This is a genomic window from Chryseobacterium sp. MFBS3-17 (genome assembly GCF_020687745.1).
In the GTDB taxonomy this organism is placed as follows: domain Bacteria; phylum Bacteroidota; class Bacteroidia; order Flavobacteriales; family Weeksellaceae; genus Marnyiella.
This window is the reverse complement of record NZ_JAJEWK010000010.1, coordinates 199372-223669: the sequence shown is the minus strand read 5'-3', so window position 1 is coordinate 223669 and position 24298 is coordinate 199372. Positions and strand designations below refer to the sequence as shown.

Genomic DNA, 24298 nt, shown 5'->3' with positions numbered 1-24298 from the left:
ATGAAATTTATCAAGAAAAACATTATTTATCTTATTGTATTGGCACTGATTGCTGTAGTGATACTGGTACCGGATATCAGAACTTATCTTCAGAAACAATTCTTTCCGGTAGCCACGGTAGAACAAGCCGTTCAGGTGGATGATGCCGATTACGATATTCAGCTGAAAGGAATCAATACCACCAGCACCAATTTCAAAAATTTTAAAGGAAAAAATCTGGTATTCCTGAATTTCTGGGGTACCTGGTGCAAACCATGCCGCGAGGAATGGCCCTCTATTCAAAGTCTGTATGATGAACGTAAAGATGATATGGATTTCGTACTGATTGCAATGCTGGACGAGGAGGAAGCAGTGCGCAAATTCCTGCAGGAGAACAATTATACGGTACCGGTTTATATTGCTGAAAGTCCCATCAACGGCAAAATTTTGCCAAAAGTGTTCCCCACCACATTTGTGCTGGATCCCGGCGGACGCATCCTGATGAAGGAAACTGCTACCAAAGACTGGAATACGCCCGCCGTACATCAGTTTATTGATACCGTAAAACCTTAGTGCAGAGGCTTTTGGTTAAAGTTAATGATTTTGGCAGGTAAATTGTTTTATAGACATCCGTAAACCAAAAAACATCAAACACAAAAATGAAATATTCTAAACTGGAGCTGGCCAGACAGGCCATTAAACACAAAGGATTCATCAAAAAAATTCCGGATATTGTGCGCATGCTCAATTACTGGCGAAAGGGCAAATATCCGGTCAATACCCTGGATCTTCTGTTGCCGGTGCTGGGTTTAATCTACGTGATTTCACCCATAGACCTGCTTCCGGAGATAGCCATACCCGTCCTGGGGGTAGCAGATGACCTTGCTGTTTTATCGCTGGCTTTGCCTAAATTACTGAAAGAGGTAGACCGTTTTCTGCTTTGGGAAGCCGGACATGTTGCCGGGATGCAAAATGTGTCTGATGCTGAAATTATAGATTAAAATAATCTGCTGAAAAATCATAAGGAACTCCGCTTTTTTGCGGAGTTTTTCTTTACTTTTGAGTGAAATTAATATTTGAGCAATGAAACTGGATTCCGACCTTATCAGTGATTTTATTTCCGGTATGCCGGAAGACCGCCGTGAGCCTGCAAAAAAGTTATACCATACCATTTCGCAAAATCTGCCATCCGGTTTTGAAGAAAGTTTCAGCTCCGGAATGCTGCACTGGCAGGTGCCTTTAAGCATGTATCCCGATGGGTATCACTGTACGCCCGGTAGTCCGCTTCCATTTCTGTCTGTGGCGTCACAAAAGAACTTTATAGCACTTTATCACATGGGAATCTATGCTGATGAAAATTTGCTGAACTGGTTTTTGGCGGAGTTTCCCGGGCATTCCAAAAGAAAGCCGGATATGGGAAAGTCCTGTATCCGTTTTAAAAAACCGGAAGAGATTCCGTTCCTATTACTGGCAGAACTCGTTCAGAAGATGACGCCGCAGCAGTGGATTTCACTCTACGAGTTACAACTTAAAAAGTGACCACCATTTAGCAGTGGGTTTTTGGATTTTCGTACATGTCGGACTGATCTTCAAAAGTGGTGTCCAGACATTTTAAATCTTTTTCAATCAGAAGAAACAATCCGCCTGATGTGCCATTCTCAGCAGTATGGTGTACGGTGATTTCGTCCGTTGCAGTAAGGGTATCGTAAGCAGACTGGTTCAGGAATACAGAAATTTTGCCATCAGAGAAATTTGCGTAGATATGTTCAGTTTCTGCATTCAGAGCAAGAGAGTACCTGAAGATTATTCCGTTTCCCAGATCCGTTGTCTCTTCTACGCTTTGTATTTCGGTCAGGTTCTTAATGTCAGTTTTGGTCAGTCTCAGGCGGATGCTGTTGCCCTTTATTCTGATTTTCATTGTTCAGTTTTTTAGTTAAAATTTAATCCGGTCTGCACCGCAGTACACATTGGCTTTTCCGTTTTTCAGGAAACCGATGAGAGTCATGCCGAAATCCTCGGCGGTCTCTACAGCCAGCGAACTGGGTGCTCCTATGGCGCAAACTATTTGCACGCCGGCCATCGCAGCTTTTTGAATCAGTTCAAAACTTGCTCTTCCGCTCAAAAGTACAATTTTTTCCTGCACAAAGAAAGGCTCTTCATCAGATTGCAGCAGTGCCGCGCCGATGAGTTTGTCCAGGGCGTTGTGCCGTCCTACATCCTCGCGCAAAGTCAGCAGATTGCCTGCGGCATCAAAAAATGCCGAAGCATGAATACCACCGGTGGCTTCAAAGGTCTGCTGTGCCTGCCGTAATTTTTCCGGAAATGTAAAGATTTCTTCCATTTTTACGGCGATTTCTTTGGTGATTTCCGGCGTCCGGCACACCTGTTTGATGGCGTCAATACTGTCTTTGCCACAAACGCCGCAACTGCTGGTGGTATAGAAATTTCTTTTCAGCTTTTCCAGTCCCGGCTCAAAATCAGGATGAAGGATGATAGTAATCCGGTTTTCTGATGCAGACCAGGATGCAGGTGTTCCTAAATTTTTAGCCGAAAAAATAATCCCTTCGGTAAATAAAAACCCAACAGCCAGCTCCTCATCATTCCCCGGGGTACGCATGGTGACAGAAACGGTAGAAGTACCGGATGCGGTTTTCAGGGAAATCTCCAGCGGTTCTTCCACAGCGAGCAAATCCTCAGTAGTAAACAGATCTGATTCTTTTATTTTTTGGATGTCAACTTTTTTTATCATGTTTCAGCGGATGGCTTTCAGTGCTCAAAATCCGTATTAAAGTTAAGAAATTCTTCCCGGGAATTGATGTTGGTTAAAAAATCGCCGGAATCTGCAGGTACTTTTATGGTATGAATGCTTTGCAGAAAGCGGTTTACAGAATTTCCGCCAGTTTTGTGGTATTCTGTGAGTTTGTGCAGGGCCTCTTTTTCAATGATGGAAATCAGGGGTTCCATACGTTCTCCGTTCAGGAAACAGACCGCCTCCGCAGTTTCAGTTCTTTCATTGAAAAGGGAGATGAGGTTTTCCATTTTCAGCATCGGATAATCAATGGCTATTACAAAAAGTCCACGGCCAGCCTTCTGTGTGGCAACCGTAAGCAGCCCTGTGAGCGGTCCGTTACCGGCAAATTGTGGATGGTCAGTGATGAATGTGCCTTCTTCCTCATTTGCCCACGTATGCCACTGATGCTCATTAACCGAAACTACTACCTCATCACAAAAAGGTTGCAGCAGGTTGCGGACTTTTTTCCATTGTGGCAACTCATCATACCGGATCAATGCTTTATCCTGCTTCATGCGCGAACTTTCACCGCCACAGAGGACTACACCGGTGAGTGGACGCAAACTCCCGGTTCTGAAATAGGTTTCGGGCAGAATAACAGCATGCTGAAGTCCGTACTTTTCGCAAAACTCCTGCACCATAAAGTCCCGTACAACAATCAGAATTTTTGTGTCAGATGAAGATTGTTCACTGAAAATTTTCACCAATAATTCGTGGAAGCCCTGGTTTTTCCGGATTTCCAGCGGACCGATTTCGTCAATGATCAGCCATTCCGGCTTGCGCAACCATGCATTCAGCACCACATCCTGCGCCCATACGAATGACGTTGCATCAAAGCGGTAGCGACCGGTTTCCAGGGTGCCCGCAGCGTTTTCCATGGCCATTTGTTCGCCGGATTCAATATTCTGAAAAACTCTTTTGCCATTGATTTTAGGCGAAAGAATACCGCATGCCCCCGGGGGCAGCCAGTTTTGAAGCAAAGTTGTCTTGCCACTGCCTATTTTCCCGGAAATAATGTGAATTTGTACTGATCTGCTCATGGGTTAAAGATAAAGAATCTGAGCAGAAAAGATCAGTCTTGATGATGATTGCCGGTTTCATCACCGGTATAAAGCGCAAGGGCCATCCAGGTGAGCAGGAATGTTCTGAATTTGCGAAAGGCAGATTTTTCCTGTTCCGCTAGGAGCCGGGCTTGGGCGGCATGGCTCCGGAATTGGGGTACATAATCCAGAACAGCGGTGACTGCAGTATGATGCCGGCGCGATTTTTTCCAGCGTTCCATGAAATATTTAAATAACGGATTGATGATGAAGAACAGAAGCCCGATGGCCGCAAAAGTCCGTGCCAGTGACCAAAGCGCTTTGTTTACCGATCCTGTAAACAGGAATACCGATGCTATAAACATGGAAATCATCAGCAAAGTGAGCAGTCTGGTGGTTTTTCCCTTTTTTTTGCGGGGACCCGTATCGTTTTCTAAAGGCTCCGCCAGTGAAGGCAGCGCATCTGCTTTTCTGCGAATGGCTTCCGGCAGCATAATGGCAAAATTACCGGCCAGGATACCACCGATGAAGTACATGCAACAATAAATGCCCACTACGGCCATGGGGAACATGGCCAGACTTTCTATATGGAACTGTTTAGACAGCGCTTCGAAAAATTCCTGGAAAGCATCCCAGATGTTTTGCCCGAAAATCAGAACCAGCATCAATAATTTCTGCAAAGCACTTTCCATTAAGGCAATAACACCGTAAAGAATGGCTGAAAACCTGTTGGTGGGAAAAAGCGCATAAATCAGTGCACCCACCATACCCTGAAAAAGTACGGCAATATAGGCGGTGAATGGTGAGTGAGGACTGGCAATGGCTTTCACCAGTACCACAATCAGGGTAGCCTGCAGAATGGTACGGAACTTATTTCTGGTATTGAGAGCCATGAAGGTGACGATCATTACCGCAAAGCTTCCCAGAATGAGTCCGGTAAACGGGAGTTTCATGGCGTGAAAGATTCCGCCCAGGCCGCTTTCGCTTACGGCCCACAATGCGGTCAGCTTGGTAATCAGTACGGAGTTTCCGGTGTTTAGGGATTTGTCTTGGTCAGTAGTCATCGCATGTATAAAAAAATGCAGCGAAACCGCTGCATCATCTTCGGGTTAGATTCTTCTGATGTCGGCTCCCAGTGCCTTCAGGCGGCCGTCTATGTTTTCGTAGCCGCGGTCTATCTGCTCGATATTGTGGATGGTGGATTTTCCTTCGGCAGAGAGGGCGGCAATCAGCAGGGCATTTCCTGCACGGATATCCGGGGAAATCATGGTAGTTCCGCGCAGTGGCGATTCATGATTCATCCCAACTACTGTAGCACGGTGGGGGTCACACAGTATAATCTGTGCACCCATGTCAATCAGTTTATCCACGAAGAATAAACGGGATTCAAACATTTTCTGATGAACGAGCAGTGTTCCTTTGGCCTGTGTGGCCACTACCAGAATGATGGACAACAGATCCGGTGTGAATCCGGGCCACGGCGCGTCTGAAATGGTAAGGATGGAGCCGTCTATAAATTTCTGGATTTTATAATTTTCCTGAGCCGGAATGATCATATCATCGCCTCTTTGTTCCAATTGTATGCCCAGTTTCCGGAAGGTAAGCGGAATAACGCCCAGGTGGTTCCACTGTACGTTTTTAATGGTGATTTCTGACCGGGTCATGGCGGCCAGTCCAATCCAGGATCCAATTTCAACCATGTCCGGCAGCAGCGTATGTTCGGTACCATTCAAGCGGCTCACGCCTTCTATAGTGAGGAGATTGGAGCCTATACCACTGATTTGGGCGCCCATCCGGTTCAGCATTTTGCAGAGTTGCTGCAGATAAGGTTCGCAGGCAGCGTTGTAAATTCTGGTTTTGCCTTTAGCCAGTACAGCGGCCATAATGATATTGGCTGTACCGGTAACAGAGGCTTCCTCCAGCAACATGAATTTTCCCGTCAGTTCTTTGGCTTTCAGGCTGTAAAAATATTCTTTGTCATCATAAAAGAATTCTGCGCCCAGTTCCACAAAACCTTGAAAATGCGTATCGAGACGTCTTCTGCCTATTTTATCACCACCGGGTGTGGGCATGTATGCTTCACCAAACCGGGTGAGCATGGGACCCAGCAACATTACGGAACCCCGCAGTCTGGCGCCGTCTTTTTTGAATTCTTCAGATTTGAAATAATCGAAATTGATTTCATCTGCTTTAAAACTGAAATCTCCGTGAGCGTGTCTGGTCACTTTTACCCCCAGGTCTTTCAGAATGTCAATCAGTCTGTTTACATCATGTATATCGGGGATATTATTAATTCTGACCTCTTCATCGGTAAGCAAAACGGCACATAGTATCTGTAAAGCTTCATTCTTTGCACCTTGCGGTGTAATATCTCCCCGCAATTCTTTACCCCCAATAATCTCAAATGTTCCGCTCATTATTTTCTTCTGTTTTGGTTTTGCTGACTCCGGTGTCTGTTCTGATTTTTTTGGTGTTGGTTTTTTTGATTTTTATTCCGGTTTCCGGTGAAATACAGTTTGCTTTTTTCCAGACTGTCCAGATTGGTCAGATCCAGGCGGTCTTCACTGAGTTCTTTCAGGTGGCGGAAGATGACATCATCTGTCACGTGTTCTTTATTGTAAATATTATAGGACTTCTTCATGTTATTGGCAATGACTTCTATCAGCGCCAGTTTTTCATCGCCTTCCTCCAGTTCAATGGCTTTTTCTATAAGCTGAAGAATACTTTTGCCATAGAATTTAAATTCGCCCTGCAGTTTGGGGTATTCCATTTTCATGGGTTTTTCCTTAATCTGTTCGCGGGTGGGAAATGGGTAGGGTGAACTTACATCCAGATCATATCCGGAAAGGATGAATAAGTGATCCCACAGTTTATGCTTATAATTATCCTCGTCCCGGAGCTGCGGGTTTCTCTGCCCCATGAAATCCACGATGGCTGCGGCCATTTCATCGCGTTCTGTTTTATCTGTAATTTCCTTGCAGCGCTCTACCAGTTGCTGGATCATGCGGCCATATTCCGGCATATGCAATGGGTTTCTCTGTGTATTGTATTCCATAATTGCAAATATAGGATTTTGCGTTCAGTTGAAGTGATTGCGGTACAATAAATCCATGTTATGAAATGATTTTACGCCTTTGTGCTTCACTTGGGATTTCGCAGGTTCCACCAGAGAGTTTCTGACGGTTTGCGGCAACCAGATCATAAATTTTATCTGAAAAAAACGTTGGAAATATTCCTAAAATTGTGGCCAGCCTGTAGGTGCCTCCCAGTATTTTTGCGATGTGTATAACTGCTTTTGATTTTACCATATAAAATCCCTGTGGTTTCCACAGGTAAAGCGTGTTGAACTGTTTCTGGTTCAGTCCCCGTTCGGACAGAAATTGCTGTCCGAAGTCCGACTGAAGGGAGGCAAACAAAAACTGATCCTTCCTGTCCCGGGCCAGAATCCACTGTACCCAGTAGTTGCAGAATCCGCATTCGCCGTCGTACAACACGTAATATTTTCCAGGGTCTGTCTGTATATTCATTTTATTGATAATCTTGCAGATTATTCATCATTCTGGTGTCTTCTTCTATCTGTCTGAAATACTGAGCCAGTTCTTGCCTTTCTTCATCAGAAAGCTGGGCTTCCGGATGTCCCAGGACATAAGACTGGAGTGGCATTTTTGCTGTTTCAGTAAGTTCTGCAGCTTCCTGAAGTTTCCGGATCTGTCTCTTTGGTTCATAGGTGGAAAACAGTGAAAAGTTCAGGTTCTTTCTGCCTTCCTCTATATGCGACTGCATAAACCAGGCCACAGGCTGTATGTGGGTATACCAGGGATATCTTGTTTCATTACTGTGACAATCGTAGCAACTGTTGCGGATGATTGTGGCAGTGCTTTCAGGCGTATCTTTAATCTGGAGAAAATCCATGCCTTTGTTTACCGGCGGATTGGTCTGGTCTATTCTGAAAAACTGAATAATTACGAAGCAAACCAGCAGGACAATCAGAAGTTTTTTCATAGCTCTTCAAATTTTGTGCAGGTGAATTTACAAAAAATGACGGAATGGAGTGCAAGCTGCTGCAAAATGTCCAGCACTTTCACAAATAAAGAAAGGTATATCGTATTGGGTTCTTACATTTTACGTTATCTTTGCAAAAAATTTTTGGGCTTCAAAGGTTGGAGTAACCCATTCTTTTTTAACAGCGGGCAGAAAAACATTTTTTGGAAGGATAATCCGAGTTTTTCCCGCAAAAGAAACAAATTTTTATGAGCAATATTGTAGCAATCGTTGGACGTCCCAACGTAGGCAAATCCACTCTGTTTAACCGCTTGCTGGAGAGAAGGGAGGCCATTGTAGATTCCACTGCGGGAGTAACCCGTGACCGCCATTACGGCAAATCTGACTGGAACGGTGTAGACTTTACCGTGATTGATACCGGCGGATATGAAGTAAATACCGAAGATGTTTTTCAGGAAGAAATTTCCAAACAGGTACAGCTGGCCATAGATGAAGCCACCTCCATTATTTTTATGGTGAATGTGGCAGAAGGTCTTACCGATACGGACCGCGAAATTTTTGAAATGCTGCGCAGAGCCAATAAGCCATTCTATATTGTGGTTAATAAAGTAGATTCTGCCAAAGACGAACTTCACGCCACAGAATTTTACCAGCTGGGAATTGAAAAATATTATACCATTTCTTCTGCTTCAGGATCCGGAACCGGTGAGTTACTGGATGATGTGGTGAATGAATTTCCTACCAGTGATTATCAAGACCCCTTCGAAGGACTTCCCAAAATTACCATCGCCGGGAGACCGAACGTAGGGAAATCAACCCTGACCAATGCACTGCTGGATGTGGAAAGAAATATTGTGACTGATATTGCAGGCACTACCAGGGATTCCATAGAAACGCTGTACAATAAATTTGGTCACGAATTTGTGCTGGTAGATACTGCCGGTATGCGTCGTAAAGCCAAAGTGAAAGAGGACCTGGAATTCTATTCCGTCATGCGTTCCATACGGTCTATAGAATATTCAGACGTGGTCATTATTATGGTAGATGCCACGCTGGGCTGGGAGTCTCAGGACATGAACATCTTTGGCCTGGCTCAGAAAAACAGAAAAGGTATTGTAATCCTGGTGAACAAATGGGACTTGGTGGAAAAAGAGACCAATACGACCCGGGATTTTGAAAATCAGATTAAATCCAAAATCGGACAGTTTACCGATATTCCGATCCTTTTTGTGTCGGCATTAACCAAGCAAAGAATTCTGAAAGCTGTGGAGGTTGCCATGGAAGTTTACCAGAACCGGGCGAAGAAAATAAAGACGTCTAAGCTGAATGAGGTGATGCTCCCTGTTTTTGAACAAACGCCGCCACCGGCCATCAAAGGGAAATACATTAAAATTAAATATTGTGTGCAGCTGCCCACACCGAGTCCGCAGTTTGTTTTCTTCTGCAACCTGCCGCAATATGTGAAAGAGCCTTATAAGCGTTTCACCGAAAATCAGTTGCGTAAGCAGTTTGGTTTCACGGGAGTGCCTATTGAAGTGTACTTCCGGCAGAAATAAATCTGTCCGGATTCTCTCCAAACAAAAAAACCTCTTTTAATCAGTCGTTAAAAGAGGTTTTTTGTATAAAAGCATCAGGTACTAGTTTACCGGAGCTGTAAATTTTGCAAGGGGTGCCATGCGCGCTTTGATGAGCTGCAGTTCATCTCCGTTAATGATGAAAGAATCTGCGGTATTCAGCACCTGCTTCAGTTGATCCTCCATCTGCATATCAGCACAGGCTTTCATAGTACTGATTCCCTGGCTTAATTTCAGGCGGTTGTGAGCTTCTGTACTGAAACTTCCCCGCAGAATATTACAGCCGGCAGTGGCTACATAGGTCTGGTCTTCATCAGAAAACTGAATGTACATTTCCGGGGTATTTGCACCATACTGTACCGGTTTTTGCATCAGTTCTGTGAGTCTCCATTTCCGGTGAAGAATTTTGTAATTGTCTTTGGATAAGATATAATGACTGGCCAGATTGCCCGTGATTTTATTCCCGGATTGATCCAGAAGGGTCAGCGTGTTTTCTCCTACAAAGTATTGTATTTTGTCTTTTTTATCCCTCAGTATCACAGTACTGCCATCTTTGGACCATTCAAAAGTACCGGCTGATTCAAAACTGTTTCCATCTTTACCCAGATATTGCTGTACCTGTTTGTAAGTGTTGTTGCGGTTCAGATATACGGTAGTTTTAATGCCTTCGCAGTCTGCACAGGGCAGTGTACCACGGTAAATACCGTCGTAATCCAGTGAGGTTTTTGCGTTGTGGTCTGAGCCGGCATTTTTCTGCGTATCACAGGCCAGGATCAGCAATACTGCAACAGTCAGTGCGACCAGCATGCCGAAAGTCGGGAAGCGTTTGTGTTTTCTCATTGTTAAGGATTTAAAATTTGCTCTACTAATGTACGCAATAATAAAATGTACACACACTGGTGAATTGTTTTTTTCTGAATTTGGGTCATATTGCAAAAAAAATCCGGAGCGAAGGAATTCAGTCCGGATCAATGTGTGATTATTTTTTAGGGATGTTTTTCAGAATTTCCTGTAGGAATTTCCAGAACTTCTGGGCGGAGGGAATATTAGCTCTTTCGTCTGGTGAATGTGCCCCTCTGATGGTGGGTCCGAAACTTACCATATCCATTTCCGGGTAATTGGATCCAATAATTCCACACTCCAGTCCTGCGTGACAGGCCACGACTGCCGGTTTGCTTCCAAATTCCTTTTCGTAAATGGATTCCATTACTTTTACAATGTCTGAACCTGGTTTTGGTTTCCAGCCCGGATAGGAACCGCTGAACTCTACCTTCATGCCTGCCAGCTCAAAAACCGATTTCAGCTGTTCTGCCACCGCATATTTGCTGGATTCTACAGAGGAACGGCTCAGATTCATTATTTTCAGTGAACCATCTTTCAGTTCTACTCTTGCCACATTATTGGAGGCTTCTACCAGGTCCGCAACATCCGGACTCATTCGGTAGACACCATTGTGAGCAGCTTTCAGCGCCAGAATAATTTTCGCTGAATCTTCTGCACTGATTCCTTTTTCGTGGGAGCTGTAATTTTCTATAGAAATGTTCAGGTCTTTCTCCACGGACGCAAATTCTTCCATAATTTCCTTTTTCAGGGCAATGGCATCTGCGGTGAATTCTGCTGAATGGCGTACGGAAAATACGGCGGTTGCTTCCCGCGGAATGGCATTTCGCAGGCCACCTGCATCTATGGAAATCAACTCCAGGTTTTGATTTTGGAGACCGGTGTACAGCAGTCTGCCCAAGATGATGTTGGCATTGCCGAAGCCTTTATGAATATCCATTCCGGAGTGACCGCCCTGCAGTCCCTTCACAGAAATCATCATAATCTGGCCATCAGGTTTGATCAGGTTATAGGTCTGTGATGCAGTGACATCTATACCGCCGGCGCAGCCTATGTCTATTTCATCATCTTCTTCTGTATCCAGGTTCAGCAGAATGTCACCGGTAAGGGTGCCCGGTTTCAGTCCGATGGCTCCGGTCATTCCTGTTTCTTCATCAATGGTGAATAAAGCTTCAAGGGCGGGGTGTGCTATATCGGTGCTCTCCAGCACGCTCATCATGGCAGCTACGCCCAGGCCGTTGTCCGCACCCAGGGTAGTTCCCTTGGCTTTTACCCAGTCGCCGTCTATTTCCATCTGGATTCCCTGGGTTTCAAAATCAAAGAGTACATCACTGTTTTTCTGATGTACCATGTCCAGGTGGGACTGCAAAACAACCGTTTTACGGTCTTCCATTCCCGAAGTGGCCGGTTTGCGGATGATGACATTGCCCACTTCATCTACTGTGGTGGGCAGATTAAGATTTTCACCAAAAGTTTTAATAAATTCTATTACTTTTTCTTCTTTCTTAGAAGGTCTCGGAACGGCATTCAGCGCCGAAAAGTTTTTCCAGAGTACCCGGGGTTCTATCTGTGTAAGATCCATAGATTAAATTTTGATCAAATTTAAGAATAATTAATGCCTTAAGAAAACCATTGGCAGATAATAAATGTGTTTTGCTGATGACGAGACAGGTTTCCCTGCATGCACCGCTCCTGAAAATATTGTATTTTTGTGGGATGGATTTTCCAAGTAAAGTTTTGGCTAAAGCCGTAGATGAAATTTCAGGGTTGCCGGGAATCGGTAAGAAATCTGCACTGAGACTGGCATTGCATCTTCTGAAACAACCGGAGAGTCAGGCAATCGCATTGGGTGATGCACTGAAAAATCTGGTTCAGCTTATTCAGTATTGCAGAGAATGCCATAATTTTTCGGATACGGAGGTATGTGATATCTGTGCCAATGCGAAACGCAATGAAGAAGTGTTGTGCATTGTAGAAGATGTGCGGGATGTGATGGCGATAGAAAATACCGGTAAATTTCACGGGAAATATCTGGTGCTGGGCGGTAAAATTTCGCCTATGGAAGGCATTGGTCCCGGCCAACTCCATATTACTTCCATAGACAGAAAACTGGAAACAGGCGTGGTGAAGGAATTGATTTTTGCACTCAGCGCTACGATGGAAGGGGATACCACGGCGTATTACATTTTTAAAAAGTTCCGCCACCGGGGGGTGACCTTCTCTACCATTTCGCGGGGCATCTCGGTAGGAGATGAGCTGGAATTTGCAGATGAGATCTCACTGGGGCGTTCTATTCAGAACCGCGTGCCGTATAACGAAGCAGATTAATCCAAACTATGGAAACAATTTCGGTAATCATTCCTATGTATAATGCAGAAGCCACCATCTGTCGTGCGCTGGATTCGGTAAAGAACCAGATTTACAAAGGAGGTTTTGAAATTATTATTGTAAATGACGGATCCACGGATCACAGTGCTCAAATGGTAAATAGCTATATTCAGGAGAATAAAAATTTGAATATCAGGTTAATTGAACAGGTCAATTCCGGAGTGTCCAAAGCAAGAAATGTGGGCATGAAAGAAGCCGGAGGAAATTTTATTGCGCTATTAGATGCGGATGACGAATGGATGCCGGAAAAAACGGAGAAACAAATGAAATATTTAATGAATCCGGATCTGAAGATTGATTTCATGGTGTCGTTATGGAATAATGAACGGGTAACTTTTCCTTATTTTAAAGACAGAAAAACCGGCCTTGTGAAAGTGGGTTTAAGACAACTGTTGCTGAAAATTACCGGACAGACCTCAACGGCCATTTTTAGAAAAGAAGTACTCCGCAAAACCGGCTATTTTGATGAAAAACAGAAATATTCCGAAGATGCGAATTTCTGGATGCGGGTTACGGAACATTATAACATGATGCTGCTGCCCGAACGTTTGGTGTTGGCAGGCGGAGGGAAAAAATCCTTTGGTGTTTCCGGCTTGTCCGCAAACCTGAAAGAAATGGAAAGAGGAATTCAGAAAAATAACAGGGAAATGTACCACTCAGGCCGGATTACATTCGTAGAATTCCTTTTTTATTATACAGTTTCGAAGTTAAAATATGCAATAAGACCTTTCAGATAAATGTTAACGAAATTCTTTTGGACCATCAGAGCATTATTGTACAGCCCTTTTTTCGGAAAAATGGGAATGCCTTCCTATTTAGGCAGACCTCTTTTTTTAATGGGTTTAAAGCGGGTTTTCGTTGGAAAAAAAGTCAGGATTTTCCCGCATCTCAGAATGGAAACACATCAGAAAGGATCAATTTATATTGAGGATGATGTCATCATTTCTCAGAATGTGCACATCACTTCCGCCGGAAATCTGCGCATCGGAAAAAGTTCACTGATTCTTGCCAACGTATTTATTACTAATATTGACCACGATTACCAAACCATTGGCCAGCATGTGGTGAAACAAAAATACCATGTAAAAGAAACGGCCATCGGCGAAAACTGTTACATCGGAATGGGAGCAGCCATCATGGCGGGTACTATTCTGGGCAAACAATGTGTTGTAGGGGCCAACGCAGTGGTGCGCGGAACATTTCCGGATTTCTGCGTCATCGTAGGTGCGCCGGCAAGAATTGTTAAAAAGTATAATCCGGACACCCAAAAATGGGAAAAATGGAAAGAATGAATTTTAAAAATATTCTTATTACAGGCGGTGCTGGTTTCATAGGAAGTCATCTCGCGCTGGCTTTGGTAAAGCAGGGTTGCACGGTTACTGTACTGGATCATCTTTTGCCGCAGGTTCATGGTGATAATCCCGAACAGGATTCTTTTCTGTACCAAAGCATTATTCCGCATGTTACATTTATAAAAGGAGATGTTACCCAACGAAACGACTGGAATAAAGCGCTGCGTGATCAGGAAGTGGTCGTTCATCTTGCTGCCGAAACGGGAACAGGACAGTCTATGTACAGCATTCACCGGTATGCTGAAGTAAATGTTTCCGGTACCGCACATCTTCTCGATGCTCTCGTTAATGATGATCACAGCGTTAAAAAAGTAATTGTAGCCTCATCCCGTGCGATGTATGGTGAAGGAAAATATCTTCATCCGGTTTTGGGCAATGTTTATCCATCGCAGCGGAATCCTGAAGAAATGAAGAAAGGAAATTTTGAGGTCGTTCTGGAAGATTTAGAGCCGCTGAAAGTATTGCCGACAGATGAATCTTCCCGCATTCATCCGGTTTCCGTGTACGGAATGACCAAACAATATCAGGAAGAAATGCTGCTTTCTGTAACCAAAGTTCTGGGAATTCCTGCCGTTGCTTTGCGCTTTCAGAATGTGTACGGAGAAGGGCAGTCGCTCATTAATCCGTATACCGGTATTTTGTCGGTTTTTTCTAATCAGATTCTCTCCGGAAAACCGGTGCGCGTATTTGAAGACGGAAAAGAATCCCGCGATTTTATTCATATTGATGATGCTGTTCGGTCTTTTATTTTGGCCATTGAAAATACTATTTTGAAAAATGAAGCGGTAAATATCGGTACGGGAATTCCGGTAACGGTGCTTGAAGTGGCGCAACAATTAATTAAAAATTACCGTTCTGAGGTTCCGGTTCAGGTGACAGGCCAGTTCAGAATCGGAGACATCCGCCACAATTTTGCTGACACCACTAAGGCGGAACATCAGTTGGGATTTAAAGCGAAGGTATCCTTTGAAGAAGGACTTAAAAGATTTTGTAAGTGGGTGCAGAATCAGGAGATTAAGGATAATCAGTTCGAACGTTCTCTGGCAGAAATGACTTCCAGAAAAATGCTTTTCTGATCAGAATGGATGTTAAAGGAAAAAAAATACTGTTGATCTCGGTCCGTTTTTTCGGGTATGAAAAAGCCATTGTCGAACGGTTGCAGGAACTGGGTGCTACAGTCGATTTTTTTGATGACCGTCCTTCCAATTCTGTTTTGCAAAAGGGAATCATCCGGGTGTTTCGTAGCGTTTTGGCTTTTCAGATTCAAAAATACTATCGTTCTGTTTTCAAAAAAACGGAAAATAGAAAGTATGATTATTTCTTGTTGATCAAAGGCGAAGCGATTCCGTTGTCCTTCATCAAAAAAATAAAAAAGGAAAATCCCGGCATGAAAATGATCGCTTATACCTACGACGCTCTTCATGAACATCCCAGGTTTGCAGATTTTATTCCGTATTTTGATAAAAGTATAACGTTCGACAGAGCTGATGCTTTGAATAATAACATGGGTTTCAGGCCGCTTTTTTTCCTTGATCAATACAGGAAGTCGCATTCTCATTCTCGGCCGGAAGTTGACGTTACTTTTATTGGAAGTGCACATACAGACCGGTATCGCATTGGCGAAAAAGTAAGAAAAGCGTGTGAAAAAGCCGGGTTGAGTACTTTTTTTTATTATTATGCGCCGGGGAAAACTGTGCTGGTTCTGAAAAGAATTTTCGATAGAAATTTTAAAGATTTTGATCTCCGGAAAGCCAGTTTCAAAAAGCTTTCCCATTCTGAAATTTCCCGATATTACCAGAAGACAAAAGCGGTTCTGGACATCAATAAACCTTTTCAGAACGGACTTACCATGAGGACTTTTGAAGTGATGGCATTGGGCAAGAAACTGATTACTTTCAATGAGGATATTAAAAATTATCCGTTCTATCATCCGCAAAATATTCTTATTACAAACCGGGAGCAACCCGAGATTCCGCAAAGCTTTTTAGCCTCAAAAACGGTCAGTATTCCGGAGGAAACCCTGCAAATGATGTCGCTTGATTCCTGGTTGAACGGTGTTTTTTTTGAGGATCAGAGGAACTATTGGTTTTCACAAAAAAATACGGATCAGAATTCCTGAACCGTACTTTATTTTTTTAAATTGTTGATTTCTTATTGTCCTGCAGGAACCTGTTGTGGAGCAGGAGCAGGTTGTGTGGCCGGAGCACTCTGTACAGGAGCTTCGGTAGCAGCCGGAGCCTGAGGAGCCATCTTCATTTTTGGTTTTGCAGTAAGCACCACGCTTAAAATGGAAAGCACAACAATCGTGATTCCGATCGTCCAGGTGGCTTTCTCCATAAAGTCATTGGTTCTTTGCACTCCAAACTGTGCAGAAGATGCCCCTCCGAAGGTCGAAGAGAGACCTCCGCCCTTAGGGTTTTGTGCCATAATAATAATAATCAGAAGAACACAAGCGATCATGATCAGCACCATGAATAATGTAAATATTGTACCCATTATGTATTTTAAGAGTTTTTTAAGTTCGCAAAATTAACTTTTTTTTGCCGAACTACAAAATAGTGAGCGGAATACTTCCGTTTCTACACCCTTTAAATCAGAAAAATAAACGGCAACTTTCGCTGCCGTTTATCAGATGATTCATGAATCAATTATTTAAAGTCTGTATCTTTTGCCTGGTTTACCTCATAAGCGGTCACGTTGAACTCTACATCCATGCCGCCCAGATTCTGGGTGATTTTGTAGGGCATCTTCACGCCGGATACATCTTTGTAATCAGAGTAGGTAGAAGGTACCGTTTGTCCGCCCTGGCTTCTAGTTTCGCCGGTCTTCAGCCCGGTTTTGGTGCTGTAAAAATAAGTAATGTCCTTACCTTTTACCACATAAGCATCTTCTCCGTTATTCTTTTCAATACCGGTTACTTTGAACTCCTCGGATTTTCCGAATGCCAGTTCAGGGAACAGTTCTTTGTTTTCAGCCAGTTCCTTTACGGCATCCTCCGGAAGCGGCATTTTCTGTCCCTGTGCTTCCATATAGCCTTGCTTTCCGTCAAATACTACCTTCTGCATGGTTTGTCCCATCATCTGCATATCCATCATCATTTTCCCGCCTTTTTGCTGAATGAGTTTCATGTTGATGTCCATTCCCTGGATTTTTCCGGTGGCGTTCGTGGTGATGGAGTTCAGTTTTTGCACATTGGCAGCACCGCCTATGGCTGCAATATACTTGTCTGCCACTGCAGAGGGCGTTACGCTGGCGTCTGCTTTCTGGGCTACTGGTTTTGCAACCGGATTTGCCTGGTCGTCATAATATTTCACAGGATAACCCAGTTTCTCTAAGTTATCTGCAATTTCAGATGCTTTACCGGCAATGAAAATTCTGGATTTTTCCGGCATAATGGTCGCTTTTACCGCATTGGAGATATCTCCGGCCGTTACTTTGTCTATAGATTTCAGATAATTGGTATAAAAATCTGCCGGCAGATTCTGTGTTTTCTGGTTCACCGCAAAACGGGCAATGGTTTCAGGTCTTTCCAGCGAACGGATGAAATCTCCCTTCAGTTTGGCTTTTGCATTTGTAAGCTCTTCAGTTTTTACGGTGGAAATACCTTTCAGTTCATTCATGAATTCCTGTACGGCCTTATCGGTTACTTCATTTCTTACACTGGCTTCTGCAGAAAAAGAAGGTCCGTATTTATAGGTAGAGAGGGAAGAGTACGCACCATAGGTGAATGCGTTTTTCTCTCTCAGGTTCATGAAAAGTCTGGCTTCTCCGCCGCCACCCAGGATATAATTGGCCATAGTGGCTGCAAAATATTTCGGGTCATTCATTTTCAGGTCGTGAATGTTTCCTACGCTGATTACAGATTGCACGGCGTTCGGAACATCTACGATGTTGATTTCAGTTTTGGCCACATTTGCAGCCGGCTCCAGCGGAGCATAAGTCGTGTTGGATTTTTTCCAGTTATTCAGGTTCTTTTCAACCAGTTTTTTTACTTCGTCGAATTTTACATCACCTACAATGACCAGGTGTGCATTGTTCGGAATGAAATGCTTGCTGTACAGATTCTGCACATCTGCCAGTTTGATGGCTTTGATGCTGGCTTCTGTTTCAAATTCCCCGCGGGAGGTATTCTTGCCGTAAATCAAGGCGTTGGATACTCTGGAGGCAATAGCGTCTGCACTTTTTTCACTTGCCTTCAGTCCTTCAATCATCCGGTCTTTGGTTTTCTCTACTTCTTCGCCGGTAAATTTAGGATTGATAATGGCATCAGACATCAGTCCCAGTACTTCAGGGAAATATTTAGAGAGCGAATTAGAAAAAGCACCTGATGCGGAGAAGTTGATGCTCGCGCCCAGATAGTCTACTCTTTTGTTAAAATCATCTTTGCTCATTTTGGTCGTCCCGTTCCCCAGCTGGTCTGCCATTACCTGGCTTACCCCTACAATATTACCTTCGTAAAACGGCGGGCGGTCCATGCTCAGCGTTACATTTACGCGCGGTAACTTATGGTTTTCTACCACCATCACCGTAAGACCATTCTTCATGGTGAAGGTTTTCGGCGTGGCAATATTAATGGTAGGCGTAGGTCCCGGAACCGGCATTTTGTTGATGTCAATTTTTTGGGCATGAACAGCACCCGAAATCAAAAATGCTGCTGCTATATATTTAAAATTATGTTTCATTGTAAGATTACTTTTTTTCAGGTACGTAGTTGATGATTACTCTTTGGTTGCTGTTCAGGTATTTTTTTGCCGCATCCATAATGTCCTGGCGGGTGATAGAGCGGTAAATATCTATTTCTTTGTTAATGAGGTTGGTATCGCCCATCAGCATGTAGTTGGTCGCCAGTGAGCCGGCAATACCCTGAATGCTGGAGTTGGAATTGACAAACTGATTCTCAAACTGATTCTGAAGTTTTTGGTAATCTTCTTCCGAAATCAGTGTCGTCTGAATTTTTTTAATTTCCTCATCTATGACCTTTTGCATATCAGCTTTCGGCGTAGTTCCCATAGGCAAAGCAAAGAATGCGAAAATCCCTGCATCTTCAAAACCAATACTGTTGGCAGATACCTGAAGCGCTTTTTTCTGCTCATCTACGAGTTTCTTGTACAGTACAGAGGATTTACCACCGCTCAGATATGCTGAGATCATATCCAGAATTTTGGAGTCTCTGTGCTTGTTAGAAGGGGTTCTGTACGAGTAAATGTACGCAGGAATCTGAATGTTCGGATCCGTAACCGTCACTTCTTTTTCCTGGGTAATAGGCGGATCCATCGGGAAGTTTTTCGGAGTTACCGTTCCCTTCGGGATAGAACCATAGTATTCTTCAATCCATTTTTTGGTCTGATCCGGGTTTATGTCTCCTGCTACGACCAGTACTGCATTATTAGGAACATAATATTTTTTGTAGAAGGCCTGAAACTCATCCAGTTTAGCAGCATTCAGATCTTCGATGGATCCGATTACAGACCAGTGGTACGGATGCTTGGTAAAGGTGTTTTCCAGAATGGAATTGAACAGGTTCCCATAAGGCTGGTTGTCCATTCTCATTCTCTTTTCTTCTTTCACAACTTCTCTCTGGGTGTCTACGCCAATCTGGTTTACCACACCACTGCGCAGTCTTTCAGCTTCCATCCACAGTCCAAGTTGAGCGTTGTTAGACGGGAATGTTTCGTAGTAATACGTTCTGTCACTGGTAGTGTTCGCATTATTGGTTCCACCGTTTGCAGATACAATTTTGAACCAGTCGCCACGGTTGATGTTCTTGGTACCCTCAAAAAGAAGGTGCTCAAAGAAGTGAGCGAAACCGGATCTTCCAGGATCTTCATCCTTGGATCCTACATGATACATCACGCCGGTAGTCACTACCGGAGCACTGTTATCCTGGTGAAGAATCACATGAAGTCCGTTCGGAAGCTTGTATTCTTCAAATTTAATTTGCTGCGCATTAAGCATTAAGCTCACAAAAGCCACGGCAGCAGCGGAAAGTATTCTTTTTTTCATGAAAAATAAGTTATTTTATTTATATGTGTAATAGGTATAATTTTGTTAAAGATTGTTACAATATTGACTGGTTTTTACACAAGATTAAGACCCGGAAACAACAAACTGTCGGTTTTGAATCATTTCTGCGATGGCCAGCATGTCTTCGCCAATCAGCCGGTCATCTTCCAGTTTGGCTACTTTACTGCGTATGATGCGGTAGTTTTCTTCAATAATGTCCGAGCATTTTGCCGGTCTTCGAAATTCCAGACCCTGTGCGGCAAACATCAGTTCCACAGCCAGAATATGCACCAGGTTGTCCAGAATGCGGTTCAGTTTCCGCCCGGAAATGCTGCCCATAGACACATGGTCTTCCTGCCCCAGACTGGTAGGGATAGAATCTGCAGATGCCGGGAAACAAAGCGACTTGTTTTCTGATACCAGTGCCGCAGAAGTGTACTGTGGAATCATAAATCCGGAATTGAGCCCGGAACTTTCTGCGAGCAGTCTGGGTAAGCCAAATTTTCCTTCCAGAAGCAGATAACTCCGGCGGTCCGAAATATTTCCCAGCTCAGCAGCCGCCAGTGCTGCATAATCAATGGGAAGCGCCATTAATTGTCCATGGAAGTTGCCCCCGGAAATGGTTTCTTCGGCACTCAGTACAATGGGGTTATCGGTTACCGAGTTCAGTTCGGTTTCTGCAAGTTCCTTCAGGTGTTCATAGGCATTTCGGCTGGCACCATGTACCTGCGGGACACACCGGAAGGAATAAGGGTCCTGTACACGGTCACAAAATTCATGTGCTTTCAGGTTTTCAGAATTTTCCAGAAATTTCAGCATTCGGGCAGCAACTGTTTTACTGCCTGCAAACGGGCGGATTTCATGAAGTTCTTTTTTGAAGGGGCTTGCAGACCCGCGGTACGCTTCCAGCGACATAGCTGCAGTAAGGTCTGCCAAATCCAGCAGGTATTCCATTTTCTCCAGACCTTTGATGGCGTGTGCCAGGATAAACTGGGTGCCGTTGATCAGTCCCAGGCCTTCCTTCGGACCCAGTTTCAGCGGTTGTAGGTCATGTTTTTGCAATACTTCTGCTGTGGCAGTAGGTTTGTCGTTTTCCCAGACCTGCCCCAGACCCAGCAGCGGTAGCACCATGTGCGCCAGCGGTGCCAGATCTCCGGATGCGCCTACGCTTCCTTGTTCCGGAACGCAGGGAATGATGTCTTTTTCCAGCATCAGAATCAGCCTTTCTATCACCTGTAGTGTAACCCCGGAAAACCCGCGGGAGAGTGCATGTACTTTGGCAATCATCATGATTTTAGAATATTCCTTATCAATCATTTTGCCCACACCAACAGCATGAGAAATAATGAGATTGTGCTGAAGCAGCGCCGTTTCTTCCTCAGAAATCTTCACATCACACAATGGTCCGAAACCGGTATTAATACCGTAGACCGTGCGGTTAGAGGAAACTATTTTCTGAACATTTTCCTGTGAAGCCAGGATTTGTTTTCTGGATTGTTCATTGAGTTGCGCAGCTTTCGGATTCCCGGCGATGGTTAAAATATCGTGGAACGAAAAACTGTCTACACCATATATCATAAGTCGTAAAAAATTAGGTCTTAAAATTACGGAAATTTCAGCATTCCTCAAATTTGAAATTGTTTTGCGTAATTTTGGAGGGTGAATCCGCAGTTAGAATTACAACTCAAAACGCTGTCTTCCGATCCGGGAGTGTACCGCTATTATGATAAAAACGGGCAGTTGCTGTACGTGGGGAAGGCTAAAAATCTGAAAAAAAGAGTCCTTTCTTACTTTAATAAAACCTTGTCCGGCTACCGCACCAAAATTATGGTGGGGAAAATTCACAGGCTGGAAACTACCATCGTCCCAAGTGAGTATGATGCGCTTTTGCTGGAAAATAATCTCATTAAAGAACATCAGCCGTTTTATAATGTGATGATGAAGGATGATAAAACCTATCCTTGGATTTGCATCAAAAACGAAAACTTCCCCAGGGTTTTCCTTACCAGAACACTTATTAAAGACGGCAGCGAATATTTCGGTCCCTATGCCAAGGTAAGACCCGCCAAAGTACTGCTGGATACGGTGAAAAACATCTACAAAATCCGAACCTGCAACCTGGATCTGAGTCCGCAGAAAATTGCAGACGGAAAATATAAAGTATGTCTGGAATACCACATCAAAAACTGCAAAGGTCCGTGCGAAGGATTGGAAACAATGGAAGATTATGACCGGAAAATCAATGCGATTCGGGGCATTATTAAAGGCGAATTCCGGCTTGCCAAGGATTTTCTGATAGAAGAGATGACTTCCTTTGCAGAGAATCTGGAATTTGAATCTGCGCAGATGGTGAAAGAAAAACTGGATATGCTGGAGGATTATCAGGCCAAACATACGGTGGTCAATCCCAATATTGATGATGTGGATGTTTTTGGAATGACCAGTGATGAAACTGCGGCCTATGTGAATTATTTTAAAATCCAGAACGGCAACATCATCCAGAGTTATACCACAGAAATCAAAAAAATGCTGGAGGAAAGTGATGAGGAAATTCTGGAAGAAGCCCTGATCGAAATCCGGAATAAATTCAGTTCTGAGTCCCGGGAAATACTTTTACCCTTCCACTTGAATTTTGAGATTCCCGGCGTGAAATTCATGGTTCCGAAAGTGGGAGATAAGAAACGGATTGTAGAACTTTCTGAAAAAAATGCCAAAGAATACCGCATAGAAAAGTTGAAGCAGGTACAGATTGTAGATCCGGAACGGCATACCAACCGCATTATGGCAGAGATGCAAAAACTTTTGCGCATGCCTGCAGAACCGCGGCATATAGAAGGTTTTGATAATTCCAATATACAGGGAACCAATCCGGTATCCGCCTGTGTGGTGTTTAAAGATGGAAAGCCGAGCAAGGCAGATTACCGTATTTTTCACCCGAAAACGGTGGAAGGAGCCAATGATTTTGCCACCATGGAAGAAGTGATCTACCGGCGGTACAAAAGGCTTCTGGATGAGGGAGAAAACCTTCCGCAACTCATTCTGATAGACGGTGGGAAAGGGCAGTTGTCATCTGCAGTGAAAAGCCTCAGGCTGCTGGGGCTGTACGGCAAAATTACGGTGGTAGGAATTGCCAAAAGGCTGGAGGAAATATTTTTCCCCGAAGATCCAATTCCCCTTTATCTGGATAAAAAATCTGAAACACTGAAGATATTGCAGCGGGTACGGGACGAGGCCCACCGGTTTGGCGTGAAGCACCACCGCACGCGCAGGAAAAACTCCACCATAAAAAGCGAACTGGAAGAGATTCCCGGGGTCGGACAGAAATCCATAGAATTATTGTTTGCCCGTCTGAAATCTGTGAAACGCATCAAAGAGGCGCCCCGGCCGGTACTGGAAGAAATTCTGGGCAAAGCAAAAGGAGGAGTAGTGTGGCGCTATTTCAACGGGAGTGAGGCAGAGGACTCTTTTCTGGAGGTTGAATAAAAAGTGCATTTGTTTTTCAGAATGATTAATAAAATATTCTTAAAAATATTTTCGTATCTTTGCGAGAAATGTAAACGGGTAACAGCCCTTGCCTATTCTGCTAAAGTTTTATAATCGTATTATTCTTCTCTCTCAGTTTTCGCCGGATCAGCTGCCTGTTTATGGAACAGCGGAATTGTGTTCTGAGCAGAACCTCCGGAAGACAAATGTTTTCCTTTTAGAGTTTCCGGCTGTCTCAGTGTAAATATTATTAACTAAACAATAGCAAACGAATTTATGGCAGATTCTTTCTCAAAAAAAGAAAATTTCAAGAAAAAACTTCAGAAACAAAAAGAAAAGGCGCAAAAGCGCGAGGAACGGAAGACCAATAACAACAAAGGAAAAGGACTGGATGAAATGTTCCTCTATGTAGATGCCAACGGGCAACTGACTGAAACCCCGCCGGACGAGCAGGAACGGGTGGAGATAGACATTGATGACATACAACTGGGTGCAGCTCCTATAGAAGCAGAAGATGTTATTAAAACCGGTATTGTTTCATTTATGAGTGACAAAGGCTATGGTTTTATCACCGAAAACAGTACCAAAGAAAGCATCTTTTTCCACGAAAACAACTGTGATATTGAACTGAAAAAAGGAAACCGGGTATCTTTTGAAAAAGAAAAATCACCAAAAGGATTTTCTGCAGTCAATATTAAACTGATAAAGTAAATCCCATTAAAATAATACAGCAGCTCCGGTTTTTTTCCGGAGTTTTTTTTGGTTGCCGAAGTGTGTATTCTGAAATATTACGGCTTTTTCCGGTGGCTGATGATGATTTTTGTACCCCTTTGTTCAGAAAATCAT

At 43.7% G+C, this 24298-nt stretch carries 25 protein-coding genes; 11 read left to right on the top strand and 14 right to left on the bottom strand.

Going from position 1 to position 24298, the window contains the following annotated elements; translation table 11 throughout:
• The 3 genes from LKO26_RS08780 (at nt 1) to LKO26_RS08770 (ending at nt 1518) form a co-directional block, all read left to right on the top strand.
• Entirely contained in the window at nt 1-552 is a 552-nt protein-coding gene (locus tag LKO26_RS08780) for a TlpA family protein disulfide reductase (RefSeq protein ID WP_227587482.1), read from the top strand.
• Between the two features lie 86 nt (nt 553-638).
• Entirely contained in the window at nt 639-980 is a 342-nt protein-coding gene (locus tag LKO26_RS08775; protein ID WP_227587481.1) for a YkvA family protein, read from the top strand.
• An 82-nt stretch (nt 981-1062) separates the two neighbouring features.
• Nucleotides 1063-1518 carry a DUF1801 domain-containing protein gene (locus tag LKO26_RS08770; protein ID WP_227587480.1) on the top strand — a complete coding sequence of 152 codons (456 nt, stop codon included), beginning with the start codon at nt 1063-1065 and terminating at the stop codon, nt 1516-1518.
• Between the two features lie 7 nt (nt 1519-1525).
• Here the strand turns inward: LKO26_RS08770 and LKO26_RS08765 are convergent, their stop codons facing one another.
• Genes LKO26_RS08765 through LKO26_RS08730 form a run of 8 tightly spaced genes read right to left on the bottom strand, consistent with a single transcriptional unit; the run spans nt 1526 to nt 7812 of the window.
• Nucleotides 1526-1897: a DUF7009 family protein gene (locus LKO26_RS08765; protein WP_227587479.1), complete on the bottom strand. Its 372-nt coding sequence runs from the start codon at nt 1895-1897 to the stop codon at nt 1526-1528.
• Nucleotides 1898-1912: 15 nt separating this feature from the next.
• Nucleotides 1913-2728 (bottom strand): formate dehydrogenase accessory sulfurtransferase FdhD, encoded by an 816-nt coding sequence (gene fdhD, locus LKO26_RS08760; RefSeq protein ID WP_227587478.1) that lies wholly within the window; start codon nt 2726-2728, stop codon nt 1913-1915.
• A 17-nt stretch (nt 2729-2745) separates the two neighbouring features.
• Nucleotides 2746-3810 carry an NTP transferase domain-containing protein gene (locus LKO26_RS08755; protein WP_227587477.1) on the bottom strand — a complete coding sequence of 355 codons (1065 nt, stop codon included), beginning with the start codon at nt 3808-3810 and terminating at the stop codon, nt 2746-2748.
• A gap of 32 nt (nt 3811-3842) precedes the next feature.
• Nucleotides 3843-4874: a hypothetical protein gene (locus LKO26_RS08750; RefSeq protein WP_227587476.1), complete on the bottom strand. Its 1032-nt coding sequence runs from the start codon at nt 4872-4874 to the stop codon at nt 3843-3845.
• Nucleotides 4875-4919: 45 nt separating this feature from the next.
• Nucleotides 4920-6227 (bottom strand): UDP-N-acetylglucosamine 1-carboxyvinyltransferase, encoded by a 1308-nt coding sequence (gene murA / locus LKO26_RS08745; protein ID WP_227587475.1) that lies wholly within the window; start codon nt 6225-6227, stop codon nt 4920-4922.
• Nucleotides 6227-6865, bottom strand: a complete 639-nt coding sequence (locus LKO26_RS08740; RefSeq protein WP_227587474.1) for a DUF4290 domain-containing protein — start codon at nt 6863-6865, stop codon at nt 6227-6229. The genes murA and LKO26_RS08740 overlap by 1 nt, the downstream gene beginning before the upstream one ends.
• 58 nt (nt 6866-6923) lie before the next feature.
• Nucleotides 6924-7337, bottom strand: a complete 414-nt coding sequence (locus tag LKO26_RS08735; protein WP_227587473.1) for a thiol-disulfide oxidoreductase DCC family protein — start codon at nt 7335-7337, stop codon at nt 6924-6926.
• A 1-nt stretch (nt 7338) separates the two neighbouring features.
• On the bottom strand, nt 7339-7812 hold the full coding sequence (locus LKO26_RS08730; protein WP_227587472.1) for a heme-binding domain-containing protein: 474 nt from the start codon (nt 7810-7812) through the stop codon (nt 7339-7341).
• 248 nt (nt 7813-8060) lie between these two features.
• Here LKO26_RS08730 and der point away from each other — a divergent pair, with 248 nt between their 5' ends.
• Nucleotides 8061-9368 carry a ribosome biogenesis GTPase Der gene (gene der, locus LKO26_RS08725; protein ID WP_227587471.1) on the top strand — a complete coding sequence of 436 codons (1308 nt, stop codon included), beginning with the start codon at nt 8061-8063 and terminating at the stop codon, nt 9366-9368.
• An 81-nt stretch (nt 9369-9449) separates the two neighbouring features.
• On the opposite strand, the gene LKO26_RS08720 is transcribed toward der, so the two are convergent.
• Nucleotides 9450-10226, bottom strand: a complete 777-nt coding sequence (locus LKO26_RS08720) for a copper resistance protein NlpE N-terminal domain-containing protein (protein WP_227587470.1) — start codon at nt 10224-10226, stop codon at nt 9450-9452.
• A 139-nt stretch (nt 10227-10365) separates the two neighbouring features.
• Complete coding sequence (locus LKO26_RS08715) at nt 10366-11808, bottom strand: aminoacyl-histidine dipeptidase (protein WP_227587469.1); 1443 nt, start codon at nt 11806-11808, stop codon at nt 10366-10368.
• A 134-nt stretch (nt 11809-11942) separates the two neighbouring features.
• Here LKO26_RS08715 and recR point away from each other — a divergent pair, with 134 nt between their 5' ends.
• The 5 genes from recR to LKO26_RS08690 all read left to right on the top strand — a co-directional run bounded on the left by recR (nt 11943) and on the right by LKO26_RS08690 (nt 16085).
• Nucleotides 11943-12554: a recombination mediator RecR gene (recR, locus tag LKO26_RS08710; protein WP_227587570.1), complete on the top strand. Its 612-nt coding sequence runs from the start codon at nt 11943-11945 to the stop codon at nt 12552-12554.
• 8 nt (nt 12555-12562) lie between these two features.
• Nucleotides 12563-13351 (top strand): glycosyltransferase family 2 protein, encoded by a 789-nt coding sequence (locus LKO26_RS08705; protein ID WP_227587468.1) that lies wholly within the window; start codon nt 12563-12565, stop codon nt 13349-13351.
• 156 nt (nt 13352-13507) lie between these two features.
• Complete coding sequence (locus tag LKO26_RS08700; RefSeq protein WP_227587467.1) at nt 13508-13906, top strand: acyltransferase; 399 nt, start codon at nt 13508-13510, stop codon at nt 13904-13906.
• Nucleotides 13894-15042, top strand: a complete 1149-nt coding sequence (locus LKO26_RS08695; RefSeq protein ID WP_227587466.1) for an NAD-dependent epimerase/dehydratase family protein — start codon at nt 13894-13896, stop codon at nt 15040-15042. Before LKO26_RS08700 ends, LKO26_RS08695 begins: the two co-directional genes overlap by 13 nt.
• A gap of 5 nt (nt 15043-15047) precedes the next feature.
• Nucleotides 15048-16085: a hypothetical protein gene (locus LKO26_RS08690; protein WP_227587465.1), complete on the top strand. Its 1038-nt coding sequence runs from the start codon at nt 15048-15050 to the stop codon at nt 16083-16085.
• 32 nt (nt 16086-16117) lie between these two features.
• Here the strand turns inward: LKO26_RS08690 and secG are convergent, their stop codons facing one another.
• The 4 genes from secG to hutH all read right to left on the bottom strand — a co-directional run bounded on the left by secG (nt 16118) and on the right by hutH (nt 21547).
• Nucleotides 16118-16462, bottom strand: a complete 345-nt coding sequence (gene secG, locus LKO26_RS08685; protein WP_227587464.1) for a preprotein translocase subunit SecG — start codon at nt 16460-16462, stop codon at nt 16118-16120.
• A 152-nt stretch (nt 16463-16614) separates the two neighbouring features.
• Nucleotides 16615-18648, bottom strand: coding sequence for a M16 family metallopeptidase (locus LKO26_RS08680; protein ID WP_227587463.1), 2034 nt, complete (start codon nt 18646-18648; stop codon nt 16615-16617).
• A gap of 7 nt (nt 18649-18655) precedes the next feature.
• Nucleotides 18656-19969, bottom strand: a complete 1314-nt coding sequence (locus tag LKO26_RS08675; protein WP_227587462.1) for a M16 family metallopeptidase — start codon at nt 19967-19969, stop codon at nt 18656-18658.
• Between the two features lie 84 nt (nt 19970-20053).
• The gene (gene hutH, locus LKO26_RS08670; protein ID WP_227587461.1) at nt 20054-21547 is read right to left on the bottom strand and encodes a histidine ammonia-lyase; all 1494 of its coding nucleotides are present in this window, start codon (nt 21545-21547) and stop codon (nt 20054-20056) included.
• 81 nt (nt 21548-21628) lie between these two features.
• Between hutH and uvrC the strand changes: the two genes are divergently transcribed.
• Together uvrC and LKO26_RS08660 are read left to right on the top strand one after the other, a co-directional pair.
• Complete coding sequence (uvrC, locus tag LKO26_RS08665; protein ID WP_227587460.1) at nt 21629-23452, top strand: excinuclease ABC subunit UvrC; 1824 nt, start codon at nt 21629-21631, stop codon at nt 23450-23452.
• A gap of 276 nt (nt 23453-23728) precedes the next feature.
• Nucleotides 23729-24163 carry a cold shock domain-containing protein gene (locus LKO26_RS08660; RefSeq protein ID WP_227587459.1) on the top strand — a complete coding sequence of 145 codons (435 nt, stop codon included), beginning with the start codon at nt 23729-23731 and terminating at the stop codon, nt 24161-24163.
• Nucleotides 24164-24298: the final 135 nt, after the last annotated feature.